Raw genomic sequence first — 13,081 nt, forward strand, 5'->3', positions numbered from 1 at the left:
AAATTGCTGAGCTCAGCCCAGCAATCTACTTTAACCTTCTTAATATTCCTTTTCATTATAACCAAAGTCGGCGAGGTCGAGTTTTTTGTCTCGCCAGTTTTTCTTGACCTTGACCCAGGTTTCGAGGAAGACCTTGTCACCTAGCATGAGTTCAATATCACGACGAGCCATGGAGCCGATTTTCTTGAGCATGGCTCCTTGCTTACCGATGATGATGCCTTTCTGGCTATCACGCTCTACCATAATCGTAGCACGAATGTGGACCTTGTCAGTAAACTCATCACGTTTCATGGACTCGATGACAACTGCCACAGAGTGCGGAATTTCCTCACGAGTCAGGTGTAGAACCTTCTCCCGAATCATCTCAGATACCAAGAAACGTTCTGGGTGGTCAGTGATTTGGTCCGCTGGAAAATATTGGAAACCTTCGTCTAGGTTTTCCTTGAGAATTTCCATGAGTCGGTTGACATTGTTCCCTTGGGTAGCAGAAATTGGCACAATTTCCTTGAAGTCCATCTGTTGACGGAAATCATCAATCTGCTCCAAAAGCTGGTCTGGATGAACCTTGTCAATCTTGTTAACCACTAAAATGACTGGAACCTTGGCTTGTTTGAGGCGTTCCATAATCATGTCGTCACCCTTGCCTCTTTTTTCATCGGCTGGCACCATAAAGAGGACCGTATCCACTTCACGCAGGGTGCTATAGGCAGACTCCACCATAAAATCTCCCAAAGCCGTCTTTGGCTTGTGAATTCCCGGTGTGTCAATGAAGACAATCTGCTCTTCTTCTGTCGTATAAATCCCCATAATCTTGTTACGGGTTGTTTGAGCTTTATCGCTCATGATAGCAATTTTTTGCCCCATTACATAGTTGAGAAAGGTTGATTTCCCAACGTTTGGACGACCTAAAATCGCCACAAAACCTGACTTAAATGTCATGTATTCTCCTTATATACTAAAAAATAAAGTCCCAAATTTTCGGCACAAAGATAATCAAGCCTGTCAACAAGGCAAATCCTGACACAAACAAGACTGCCCCTGCTGCCATGTCTTTTGCATTCTTTGCCAACATAGAAAAATGATAGTCTGACGCCAAATCCACCACATTCTCAATAGCCGAATTCACAATTTCAAAAGCGATAACCAGACTAATACTGAGCAAGAGGAAGAGCCATTCTGTCACAGATACTTGGAAAATAAGTCCCGCAAGCACAACAAGGACAGCTGAAGCCAGGTGCTTCTTCATATTGCGTTCTTCCTTGAAAGCCGTCAACAAACCCGTTACTGCAAATTCTAGACTAGCAATCAATTCTCGGTTTTTCCAGCGATTTTTTGAATTATTCTCTTGTAAGTCCATAGGCTGTCAAAATTTCTTCTTGTAAACCAAACATTTCTGCTTCTTCTTCTGGCGTATAATGATCATAGCCATTGATATGCAGAAAACCGTGTACAGCTAAAAAGCCCATTTCACGCTCGTAGCTATGACCATAATCTTCAGCTTGCTCACGCGCCTTATCGATAGAAATATACAATTCACCAATGTAGGCATCGAAATCTTCCATCATTTCAGCCAATTCAGGATTGTCCAGTAAGTCTTCCTCATCAAAGACAATCTCCGACTCTGGCTTATATTCTAAACTGACAACATCTGTCGGACGGTCGATACCTCGGTACTCCAAGTTAACCTCATGGACACGCTTATTGTCCACAAAGGTCACGGCCATTTCCTTATTCTGCTTGCCAATTTTTTCGGCAGCAAACTGGAGCAATTCCGTAATCTGCTCCTGCATTTGAGCAGAAACCTGCCCTGTTTCATCAATCATTTCAATATACATAATCTTACATTCCTTTTACGTTTCCATTATATCATAAAACCTATCAATGAGGGGGGTTTAGTGGTATAATGTCCTCAGAAGCTATCAGAGGAGTGGAAAATGTTACAAACACCGAAACACATCACTGCCATCATTGAATCTCATCTGGATCAGATGACTAGACTTGAAAAGCAGATTGCCAGTTATTTTACTCAGTTAGACCCATCTAGCACCGATCTTAGCCAAGAAAACACTATACAGCAACTCCACATTTCTCCATCTGCTCTTACCCGTTTTGCCAAAAAATGCGGTTTCTCAGGTTATCGAGAATTTGTCTTTGCCTTTCAGAATAACCAAGAATACTTGGATAAACATTTTGAAAAATTACAGCGGAGCCTAACAAAAAAAGTCTTGGTAGACTATGAGGAAATCCTAACTGCCACTAATAATCTGGTAGATGAGGAAAAATTGGAAGAAATTGCCAAGCTCATTGACAGTAGCAAGCGTGTCTATTTTTATGGAATCGGCAGTTCTGGTTTGGTTGCAATGGAAATCAAATCCCGCTTTATGCGACTGGGAGTCGTTTGTGATGCTATTACAGATAAAAACAACCTCATTTGGACAACCAATATCCTAGATCATACCTGCTTGGTTATCGGTCTTTCTTTGTCTGGTCAGACAGAAGAGGTCATGGAGCATCTCCAGCTGGCTGCTCAAAAGGGGATTCCTACCGCCCTGTTAACAACTAAGAGTTTTCCCCATCCGACTTTTGACCAAATCATTCCAGTCGCCTCTGTCCGCCACCTCAATTACGGCAATCGTATCTCACCCCAAATTCCCCTGCTCATCATGCTAGATATTATCTACGCCTATTTTTTAGCTATTGACAAGGAGAAAAAAGAGAATATTTTCAAGCAAACCATTAGAGAATAATTCATCCGTCTTTCTATTTCACAACAATCTTAATAAAACAAAAAGCATTCAAAAATACCCGATAGGTACAGTTTGAATGCTTTTAATTCGCTTAAATATAACTCTATTCTTCAAGACCAAGAATTTGATTGATTTCTTGGCTATACAGAATAGCCTTACCTCCGAAAATAGCCTGTATTCCTCCTTTTACATCCAAAACAGCCGTTGCACCTATAGACTGAATAACTCCCTTATCCACAAGACCACTATTTCTGAGCGATACTCTTAATCGAGTTGCACAGGCAGTCACATTCTCAATATTATCTGCTCCACCAAGAGCATCGATGATAGCAATTGCATTATCACGAAGACTAGAACCGTTTGATAAAACTTTTTCAGAATGTGATGCTTGCTCACTACTTTCCATACCAGGAACTAGCACGTGAAATTTGGTTACTAAAAATTTGAAAACTAGATAATAAACTGCTGCCCAAAGCAAGCCAACAGGAATCACGTAAATCCAATTGGTTTTGTCATTTCCTTGGAAAACACCAAAAATCAAGTAATCAATAAGCCCACCAGAAAATGAGTTCCCAATACGAATTTGCAGGAGATCTGCGACTAAGAATGATAGTCCATCTAAAAATGCGTGAACAACATATAGCCATGGAGCAACAAACAAGAAAGAAAATTCGATTGGTTCAGTAATTCCTGTCAATAAGGACGTTAATGCACTACTTGAATAAAAACTGCCAACCTTCTTACGATTTTCCTTAGGAATTGCGTGATACATAGCCAAACAAGATGCTGGTAGACCAAAAATCATCGTTGCAAATCGACCAGCAAAAAATCGAGTTCCATAAGTAAATAAGCCTGTGTGATTCGCATCTGCTAATTGAGCAAAGAAAATATTTTGCGCACCTTGGATTGTCTCACCTGCTACCACTTCACTTCCACCTAATGAGGTATACCAAAACATTGGATAGATGGTATGGTGCAAGCCAAATGCACCTGTCAAACGTAATCCAAAACCATATAAGAAGGTTCCAAAACTTCCCATCTCTGCTATTGCCTTACCAAAATCAACTAATAAATTCTGAATCGGTGGCCAAATTATATAAAAAATGGAGCCAATCGCAATTGCTGCAAATGATGAAATAATTGGAATAAAGCGAGAGCCTCCAAAGAAACCAAGAAAGGCTGGTAATTCAATTTTTCGATATTTATTGTGTAAAGTTGCAACAGTGATACCAATCGCTAAAGCGCCCAAAACTCCAGTATCAATGCTTGCTCCCTTATCTGCAAAAAGAGTTAAAAATCCACTAATAGTAGCCGTATAAACCAAGTATGCAACCCCAGCAGATAGGCCAGCAGTCCCCTTATCAGCATCTGCCAAACCTACAGCAACACCAATTGCAAAAATCAATGCTAAATTCGCAAATACCGCACTACCTGCCGTACTCATGATAGTGAATACAGCTTGCAACCACGCTTGATCCAATACAGGAAATTGTGCTACAGCATTACTATTTGATAAGGCGCCTCCAATTCCCAGTAAGAGACCAGCAACAGGCAAAATTGAGATTGGCAGCATAAAGGCCTGCCCTAGCTGAGAAAACTTCTTAAAATTCATACTCCATTCCTTTCTATAACCTATTTATTATTTATGTAAAGCACTAATAAACCGCTCTGCGATTTCCTTTGGACGTGTGATTGCACCGCCTACAACAATTCCTGCCACACCTAAATCATGAATAATTTTTACTTGGTCAGGATAGTGTATTTTTCCTTCCGCTATCACATCGATACCTGCTCGGCACAAGCGGTCAACCAATTCAATATCTGGTCCCTCCTCCTGCCTACTATAGGATGTATACCCCGAAAGTGTTGTCCCAATGAAATCGATGCCTGCTTCATAAGCAGTTAATCCTTCCTCAAAGGTTGAAATATCTGCCATAAAAAGTTGTTCGGGGTATTTTTCCTTGATTTGATTAATGAAATCAACAATATCAAGTCCGTCATAACGCTCACGCTTGGTACAATCAAGAGCAATGACTTCAATATCTAGAGCTGCTAACTCGTCTACTTCTCGCATCGTAGCCGTAATAAAAGGCTCTTGTGGAGGATAGTCTCGCTTGATAATTCCGATAATTGGTAAAGTAGTTACTTCTTTTATCTCCTTAATATCTCGTACACTATTGGCCCGAATACCGACAGCACCTGCTTCTTGGGCAGCCTTGACTAGTAAAGGCATAATACCGCCTTCTTCCCGATACAGAGGTTCGCCTGGCAAAGCCTGACAGGAAATGATAATACCATCTTTTATCTGTTCTTTTAGAGCTTCCTTACTGATCTTGCCCATTAATTTCTCCTTTCTATTCCCGGATCCTGGATAGCGCTTACAATATTATTATATAGCACATTAACTTTTTTTCAATACCAGTTCCTCATTTAAAATCTAATTTCTATTTTGAAAGAAAATAGTCTTCTTTTGAAACTAGTTTCAACATTTTATACCTCTTCTAAAACTAGTTTTAAAAAACAAAGGCCATCTCATACTCAATGAAAATCAAAAGTAGCCTAGGAAACGAAGCCGAAGATAGAACTAGAGTTCATCAAGGCAAGTTGACAACGGATAATTTTGATTTTCGAAGAGTATCAAATGTATATTAGGAAAATCACACTTGGTTAATTCAAAAAAACTAGTTAGGATAACGTAAACGTCCTAACTAGTTTTCGATACATATTCTGCTGGAACTCCTACAGAGCATAGGGCTGCAATTCTGGATTGATCGGAGTGTTGATGAGATTGTTGGCATAATTACAAAGAGTTGCAAGACTGACTCCTAACACCACATCCAAGGCATTTTCATCCGTGTAGCCCTCTTGGAAAAATTCCTCTAGCAAGAGCTGTTCAACCTTGCCTTTTTCATGGATAACTGCCAAAGTAAATCGAGCGAGAGCACCTAATTTGGCATCCGTTTCGATGGGAGTTCCCTGGCGTAGAGCCTGCAAAATCTCATCCGGCATCTTGATTTGCTTGATAGATATAGCAGTATGACCTGCCACACAGAAGCCACAGCCATTGGCAACAGCAGCTGTAATTTGTACCACTTCACGCTCAGTCGGATTCAGACTACTACGGCGATTGATACCACTAACAGTTTGGTAGGTTTCTAGGGCTGTCGGGGAATTGGCTAAAAGACCGATGAGATTAGGAATATAACCGCCATTATTTTTCTTGACAGTCGCAAGGTTTTCTCGTAATTCTGGACTAACAAGTCTCTAGAGTATGGATAGGAAAGAAAGCTTGTGTCATAGGTAACTCCATTTCAAAAAATTTCATAGAGTAGGAATAAAAATCTGCTTGGATTCACACCTATACTTCTATGCTTATATTTTATGCTATCATAAAGACAGGTATTCTGCTAATATATTTTATCTATCACACCTATAAAAAATTGATAATCCCTTGTAGAAACCACTAGAAAGACTGGATAACTTCGACCAGTTCATCCCAATCTGTCACCACTTTATCTGCCTGATACGGAGCTATTGGTTCTACTCTCTTTCTATGATTAAACCAAATTGCCTTCCAATTCGCAACTTTCGCTCCTACCACATCATTCTCAAACGAATCCCCTAGATAACAAATATCTTCGCCTGATATCCCCAAACGTTCTTCCATTAGTTGAAAAATAGCAGGATTTGGCTTTGTGATACCAACTTGTCCAGAAATTAGGACATGTTCTAGCTCAAACCAATTAACTAACCCCATCGTACGTATCTTTCTCAACTGATGTCTATAAGGTCCATTCGTAATAATCCCCATTGCAATTCCTTGCGCCTGACACCATGAAAATATTTCTGGAAACACTGGACTGAGCTCTATCTGCCCTTGAAAATAATCATAATCTATTTGAATAGCTAAGGCTGTTGCATCAGACACCTGATACCCAAAATCTGCCAAAGCATGTTTCATCCGATAAATATGACTATCTTTCAGACTCATCTTTCCAATTGCTGTCGCTTCAAATACTTCATCCGCATATCTGCGAAAGGAAAGGTAAAGTGGTTCAATTTGCTCCCTTGCTACTTCAATGTGTCTTTCCAAAGCACGTTCAAACGGTTGAATCTGATCATAAAGCGTATCATCTACATCAAAAATTAAGGCTTTCATGAGTCAATTATAGCAAAAAATTCCAGCCAAAGCTTGGAATTTTTAACTGCTTATTACACCTTTGCTTGAATCTCATACATTTGAGCATATACTCCACCACGTGCAACCAATTCTTCATGCTTCCCATGTTCAATAATTCGACCTTGATCTAAGACAAGAATCTGGTCTGCATTTTGAATGGTAGAAAGTCGGTGGGCAATGATAAAGGTTGTCCGACCTTCTTTCACCACTTCCATGGCATGTTGGATAATTTCTTCCGTCTCCGTATCAATATGAGAAGTTGCTTCATCCAATATCAGAATTTTAGGATCAGAGTAGAGTGTCCGCGCAAAGGAAATCAACTGACGTTCCCCACTTGAAAAGGCCGCCCCCTTCTCAACAACCGGTTCATCAATCCCTTTCTCTAAGCGAGATAGCATAGGCCCTGCACCAACTTTTTCTAACGCCTGCATGATTCTTATTCTATCTGCTTCCTCTTCATTCATGGAAACATTGCTGGCAATCGTCCCTGTAAAGAGATAAGGATCTTGCAAAACAATCCCCATGTGACTGCGCAGGCTTTCACGAGAATAATCACGGATGTTTTTCCCATCAATCAGTACACATCCCTCCTGTGGATCATAGAAACGATAGAGGAGATTCATAATAGAAGACTTACCAGACCCAGTATGCCCAACCAGAGCAACTGTTTCTCCTTTTTCTGCCCGAATGGAGATGTCCTTGAGAATAGGCTTGCCAACTTCGTAGGCAAAGGTCACTTGATCAAAGACCACCTGTCCTTCTGTCATCGTCAATTCAGCACTACTATCGGGCTCCGTTTCTTCTTCCAACAAGCCCATCAACCTCTTACCTGTTTCAATCGACCGAAGAATATTCGGAAACTGCTTGACCAAGGCACCAAGGGACACAAAAATCCCTTCAATATAATCAATATAGACAAATAATTTACCCGGTGACAAACTCGACTGACCTTGTAAGAATTGATAGCCAATAATTGTTAAAATCCCTGTCAAAACTAGAAATTTCAAAAACTCCGTCAAGGTCCATGTAGAGCTGGCTTGGGCCCAGATAATCTGGTTATCTGCAAGGCGCATCTTATCTGCTGTCGCTTCAAACTCAGCTAGCACTCTCTCTTCCTGCCCATAAAGCTGGATCAAACTAGCACCATTCATGGTTTCATTGACCTGTGTATTGACCTCGCTTCGCGCATCGTAAAAGTCCCTCATAGGCTTATCGGTCAACTTTTTATAGATAAATTGAATACCGATAAAGACTGGAATTAGTAGCAAGAGAGCAAAACCTAGACTAGGATTGATATAGAAAACAATCCCGTAGGTAAGAAGCAAGCGAATAAAACTATTAAAAACATTAACAAGAGTACCGTAAAACTGATTGCGCAAGGTTTCAGTATCGTTAACAATACGAGTGGCAATCTTCCCGGCAGGTTTATCATCAAAATAAGAAATGGGCAGGTGCTGCATAACATCATAGGCCTGGTTGCGCAAATACTCTGCTATCCTATTGGCAGAGTGCATCAAGAGCCGCATGGAAAGGTAATAGCCAAGTGCACCCAAGAAAATCATGACCACATATTGACTTGCCATTTGTAAGAAAAGGGATTCTTGGAAGGGTTGGCCTTCACTCAAGGCCCGTAAAGGTCCATCGATGGCTTTTTGAATAATAAGAGGGGCAAAACGCAAGAGGCTAGAAGCTGCTAAGTAACAGACTACAGCAAACGTAAAGAGCCACTTAACGCGACCAATTTGTTGCAATAAAAATCCTAAAACCTTCATTATTCTCCTCCTTCCTGACTTTGTTGGCGCTGGTATTGTTCATAGTACCAGCCTTCTTGGGCTAGTAGGTCTTCTGGTCGGCCTTCTTCTATAATGCTACCCTCATCCAAGACTAGTACCCAGTCTGCATGGTTGACAGCAGATAGACGATGGGTCACGATGACATTGGTTTTGCCTGCACGTTCTTTTTGAATATTTTGGATAATCTGGCGTTCTGTCCGAGCATCAACGGCTGACAGGGAATCATCTAAAATGAGCAAGTCTGGCTCTCGTAAAAAGGCACGCGCAATAGAAATCCGTTGTTTCTGACCACCAGAAATAGACACACCCCGCTCGCCAATCATGGTGTCCAGTCCATGACTCATCCGCTCCAAGTCCTGGCTAAAGGCTGCGGTTGCGATAGCCGCTTCAATTTCTTCTAAACTACTGTCACGTTTACCAAAGGCAATATTTTCCCCAACTGATTTTGAAAAGAGAATATGTTCTTGGGGAACATAGCCGATTTTGCGTTCTAGGCTAGAGCGTTTAAAGTCAAGGACAGACTGATGATTAACAAGAAATTCACCCTGACCTACTGGATACTGACGTAACAATTGTCTAACTAAGCTAGTCTTGCCGGAACCCGTTTTCCCAACAATCCCGACTGTCTGACCGGCTTTCAAGGTCCAGTTAATCTCCTGCAAACTCGGACGGTCCGACTGAGGATAGCTAAAGCTGTAGTTCTTGAAAGAAATACTATCCAGCTCTGCAATTTCCTTAGAACCATCAGCCTCCAAATCATCTCCCGTCTCAATCAGCTCTTGCAGTTTTTCGAAAGATGTCTTACCAGTCTGATAAACAAGGATGAAATCTGCTAGTGTCCAAAACGGCTCTAAAAGCGAACCGACATACAATTGAAGGGCAATTACTTGTCCCAAGGTCAGTTGCCCTGCTTTCACGGCTTGTGCCCCCATGAGAAGCACGAAAATAGTAGACAATCCCAAACAGACTGTGGCTAATGGATTATACAATGATTGCAAGGAAGTGATGCGATCCCCACCTTGAGCCAATTGTTTGGTACGAGCTTGAAATTGAGCCTTTTGATTTGCTTTTTTACTATAAGCCCGAGTCACTCGAATGCCTTCGATGACCTCCAAAACTTCATTATTGAGCTGGGCTACAGCTTCTCTATTGGCATCAATCGCCTTATCTTGTTTTCTCCCGATAAAAAATATACCTAGTGTCATGAACAGCATCGGTAGTAAAGCTACTAGCGAAATTTTCCAATCAATAAAGAACATCGTGGGAATGATAAAAGCCAACATACCGCCTGCATAGACGACAATCATAAGACCGTAACCCACCATCTCCATCAGGCCATCCACATCCGTTGAAAAACGAGTCATGACATCTCCTGAGCGGAATTTTTCATAAAATGGAGTCCGCATGGTCACTAATTTTTTAAAGGCACGTTGCTGCATATCAAATTTAAAATTGATAGAGGCCTGAAATAATTTCAGATGCCAAATGAAGGCTGTTGCATAGTTCAGCACTGTTACCAATAACAATAAGGTCATCTCCTGAACCAATATGGCCTGTGTTAATTCATTCTTGGTCAGTATATCGACCATCCGCTGTATGATTTGCGTTGGTAGCAAAAGTGTGGCGTCATAAATAATCAAGGTCACAGCAACCAATAGATAGAGCCACTTATGACGCTTGATATAGTCAAAAATTAATCGAAACATATATCTCCTTTACAAATCTATAACCTATCATTTGCCACTTTATTCAATCAGCAACAATTGATAGACCTTATACTCAATGAAAATCAAAAGTAGCCTAGAAAACGATGTCGAAGATAGAACTGGAGTTCATCAAGGCAAGTTGACAACGGATAATTTTGATTTTCGAAGAGTATTACCTTTCTAAGCGCACAAAAAAGCCCAGGGAAGCATGTCACTCCACCTAGGCTTGCGTAAGTCCACAAAAATAGACCAACTCTAGAATAGCCCTGGAAAGCCCACCTGACCATGTTAAGACATGCTTGACTTTCCCACTATTCCAGAGTAGGGCCACGAAAACTCCAAAAGTCTTTCAATGAGCCCTGTTTTCCTGCTTAGAAAGGAGTGTATGATAAAAAATAGCTTGCTGAATGACAAGTTGCTTGTTCATTTGTTTTACTCCTTTCATATTTCTAAGCTCTATTCTACCATAATAAACATTCATGTCAAGGGATTTTTTGACAATAAGGGCGAATTTAGGACAAAAATAAGAAAAAACCTTGTCAAACAAGGCATTTCGATAGTATTCGATGCTAGTTGCCACCTTTTAGCACCTGAATTAGCATGGATTAACCGAACGCAAAGCCCGTAAAATCGGGCTTTTTTGATTTTCCGTCTGGTTAAATTCGGCAAACTTTGAAAATAATTTGGGGCGAATTTGGGGCAGACGGTTTTTCATAGGTCAATTTTTGAAAAGTATTACTATCTATTTTCATAATTTTTTATACAGAAAAAAAGCGGCCATCTTTGACCGCTCTTTCTTATACTTGCAATTCCTCACGGATTGCTTTTTGTAATAGCTGGCTAAAGTTGACTTTGTTTTCTTTGCCAATTTCAACAAGCCAGCTTGGTAGTGTGACGGTCTTATTGACGATTTTAGAGCGCTCACGCTCACGGACAAGTTCGGTATCAACAGAGATAGCCTGTATCACATCATCATCGCTTGCTAGGTTGCTTGCAAGTGCTTTGAATGATGATGGTTTAGGAAATTCTTTACCCTCGTCTTCAAACATGATGGTATAGATTTCAAGAACTTCACGAGCGTTGAAAATAGCTTCGCTTAGATTGTCGGCTTCGCTAAATGCTCCAGGGAAATCAGGGAAAGAAATGCTGTAGCCACCATTTTCCTTATCTGCTTCAAACAATGCTAAATAATTATATTTCATAGTGATAGATTAAGCCAATGATCAGAGTAACCCCCTTTAGGGGTACAGGGAGGAGTGCCCTCACTCCCCATACAAGACTTTGAGAATGTTGCTTAGTGTGCCTGGTCTGTAATCCTTCTCTTTGGGTTTAGGTATCGTCACTGTCCGTCCGTCTGGATGTTTCCAAACCTCGTGAGACCCTTTGCCAAAGTTTGTTTTACTGAAACCTTGCTTCTTAGCAATCTTCTTAAGCTCTCGCTCTGTCATTGGCTTATCTCCTTTCCTTATCTTTAATTATATTATACACTTGTTTTTAACACTTGTCAACAAAAAAACACTTGTTTTTAACAAATATTTTTCAAAAAATTCCATCATAACAGACATTTTTGGAAATGTCCGCCACAATAGAAAATAGCCCCCAGTATTGCTGAGGGCTTTTGTCATTTTGCCCATTTTGTCAAAATAGAAATCAATTCCAGCAACCATTATTGACAAAATGGCGAGTTTGAGCAAATAGACTACTGTATTTTACTGTGTTTTACTGTATCTTGAGCCAACTTGAGACTATCTTGAGATTATCTTGAGCACGAAAAAAAGCCCAGCAAACGCTGGGTTGAAAATGCTATTTTACATTGCCCCACACTTCTGTGGTCTGGCCATTTTTACGAACCTTAATCGGCATCCAACGACGAATACCTGTGCTTGCAGAAATCCAACTAATCCATACGAATCCGTTATAATCAACACGGACACGGTCATAAGTCACTGACTCGCCCTTGTAGTACATGCCTTGTGTACGACCGTTTAAGTTCGGCTCATTGCGGAAATAGATGTCTTCTGTGGCGGTAAACACACCCGTTTCCGCATATTCACGAGCACCAGTGTTAACACTAGCCGTTCTAGGTTGGGCAGTCACTACTTTAGGGGCTGGCTGTGGTGCTACTACTGCTTTGCCTTGCAATTGCAATAGATAAGCCTGTACTTTACCTTTAAAACCTTCCCAGTTGCCATTATCCAAGATGCGGTGCGGGCAATATTTGCCAGACCAATCTTGATGCTTGCGGATGCGGTCAACGCCCCAACCCAACCGATGCAAGATAATCGCTGCTAATTTAGCTCCGTTATCCTCAGCTTTTGCATATTTTGGATTGCCAGGGGTCAAGCTGTGGCAAATTTCAATACCGATAGAGGTCAAATTACCTGGGCCAAGACCATCACCGCAATGCCAGGCATTACGATTGTGGGCAATCGCCTGAATAGCCTGCACATCATCCACCGCCCAATGATAAGATACTTCGTTCCAGTTGCCGTTCATATAACTAATTTCCGCTAAAGCAGACGCATTGTTTGCGGTATTGTGGATGGTCAACCATTGAGGGACCATAGCGTTTGGACACTTAATACCATACTTAGCAGCAGGTACAGGCATTTGAATCATTTTAAGACCTAGATTACTCATATCCTCCTCCTTTAC

At 41.0% G+C, this 13,081-nt stretch carries 13 protein-coding genes and 1 pseudogene; 1 reads left to right on the forward strand and 13 read right to left on the reverse strand.

The window, feature by feature from the left end:
* Nucleotides 1-39 precede the first annotated feature (39 nt).
* Genes era through ybeY form a run of 3 tightly spaced genes read right to left on the reverse strand, consistent with a single transcriptional unit; the run spans nucleotide 40 to nucleotide 1,835 of the window.
* On the reverse strand, nucleotides 40-939 hold the full coding sequence (gene era / locus PHA78_RS07650) for a GTPase Era (RefSeq protein ID WP_002935752.1): 900 nt from the start codon (nucleotides 937-939) through the stop codon (nucleotides 40-42).
* A 16-nt stretch (nucleotides 940-955) separates the two neighbouring features.
* Nucleotides 956-1,357 (reverse strand): diacylglycerol kinase family protein, encoded by a 402-nt coding sequence (locus PHA78_RS07655; RefSeq protein ID WP_012027339.1) that lies wholly within the window; start codon nucleotides 1,355-1,357, stop codon nucleotides 956-958.
* Nucleotides 1,338-1,835, reverse strand: coding sequence for an rRNA maturation RNase YbeY (gene ybeY, locus PHA78_RS07660; RefSeq protein ID WP_002935749.1), 498 nt, complete (start codon nucleotides 1,833-1,835; stop codon nucleotides 1,338-1,340). The genes PHA78_RS07655 and ybeY overlap by 20 nt, the downstream gene beginning before the upstream one ends.
* A gap of 99 nt (nucleotides 1,836-1,934) precedes the next feature.
* Between ybeY and PHA78_RS07665 the strand changes: the two genes are divergently transcribed.
* A complete protein-coding gene (locus tag PHA78_RS07665; protein ID WP_272157935.1) occupies nucleotides 1,935-2,747 on the forward strand; it encodes a MurR/RpiR family transcriptional regulator in 813 nt (270 codons plus the stop codon).
* A gap of 103 nt (nucleotides 2,748-2,850) precedes the next feature.
* Here PHA78_RS07665 and PHA78_RS07670 read toward each other — a convergent pair whose 3' ends face one another.
* The 10 genes and pseudogenes from PHA78_RS07670 to PHA78_RS07715 form a co-directional block, all read right to left on the reverse strand.
* Nucleotides 2,851-4,359 carry a PTS transporter subunit EIIC gene (locus tag PHA78_RS07670; RefSeq protein ID WP_029177125.1) on the reverse strand — a complete coding sequence of 503 codons (1,509 nt, stop codon included), beginning with the start codon at nucleotides 4,357-4,359 and terminating at the stop codon, nucleotides 2,851-2,853.
* Nucleotides 4,360-4,386: 27 nt separating this feature from the next.
* Entirely contained in the window at nucleotides 4,387-5,088 is a 702-nt protein-coding gene (locus PHA78_RS07675; protein ID WP_009910312.1) for an N-acetylmannosamine-6-phosphate 2-epimerase, read from the reverse strand.
* A 398-nt stretch (nucleotides 5,089-5,486) separates the two neighbouring features.
* Nucleotides 5,487-6,045 (reverse strand): annotated as a pseudogene (locus PHA78_RS07680) (carboxymuconolactone decarboxylase family protein).
* A gap of 165 nt (nucleotides 6,046-6,210) precedes the next feature.
* Nucleotides 6,211-6,906 (reverse strand): HAD family hydrolase, encoded by a 696-nt coding sequence (locus tag PHA78_RS07685; RefSeq protein WP_024378608.1) that lies wholly within the window; start codon nucleotides 6,904-6,906, stop codon nucleotides 6,211-6,213.
* Between the two features lie 53 nt (nucleotides 6,907-6,959).
* Entirely contained in the window at nucleotides 6,960-8,699 is a 1,740-nt protein-coding gene (locus PHA78_RS07690) for an ABC transporter ATP-binding protein (protein ID WP_024378609.1), read from the reverse strand.
* Complete coding sequence (locus PHA78_RS07695; protein ID WP_272157936.1) at nucleotides 8,699-10,426, reverse strand: ABC transporter ATP-binding protein; 1,728 nt, start codon at nucleotides 10,424-10,426, stop codon at nucleotides 8,699-8,701. The genes PHA78_RS07690 and PHA78_RS07695 overlap by 1 nt, the downstream gene beginning before the upstream one ends.
* A 349-nt stretch (nucleotides 10,427-10,775) precedes the next feature.
* The gene (locus tag PHA78_RS07700; protein WP_272157938.1) at nucleotides 10,776-11,006 is read right to left on the reverse strand and encodes a hypothetical protein; all 231 of its coding nucleotides are present in this window, start codon (nucleotides 11,004-11,006) and stop codon (nucleotides 10,776-10,778) included.
* Nucleotides 11,007-11,223: 217 nt separating this feature from the next.
* Nucleotides 11,224-11,628, reverse strand: a complete 405-nt coding sequence (locus PHA78_RS07705) for a type II toxin-antitoxin system HicB family antitoxin (protein ID WP_029185623.1) — start codon at nucleotides 11,626-11,628, stop codon at nucleotides 11,224-11,226.
* A gap of 60 nt (nucleotides 11,629-11,688) precedes the next feature.
* A complete protein-coding gene (locus tag PHA78_RS07710; RefSeq protein WP_024376845.1) occupies nucleotides 11,689-11,874 on the reverse strand; it encodes a type II toxin-antitoxin system HicA family toxin in 186 nt (61 codons plus the stop codon).
* 355 nt (nucleotides 11,875-12,229) lie between these two features.
* Complete coding sequence (locus PHA78_RS07715; RefSeq protein ID WP_052805275.1) at nucleotides 12,230-13,066, reverse strand: N-acetylmuramoyl-L-alanine amidase; 837 nt, start codon at nucleotides 13,064-13,066, stop codon at nucleotides 12,230-12,232.
* Between the last annotated feature and the right edge of the window lie 15 nt (nucleotides 13,067-13,081).

The sequence above is a fragment of the Streptococcus sp. HN38 genome (assembly GCF_028335765.1).
GTDB lineage: Bacteria > Bacillota > Bacilli > Lactobacillales > Streptococcaceae > Streptococcus > Streptococcus suis_P.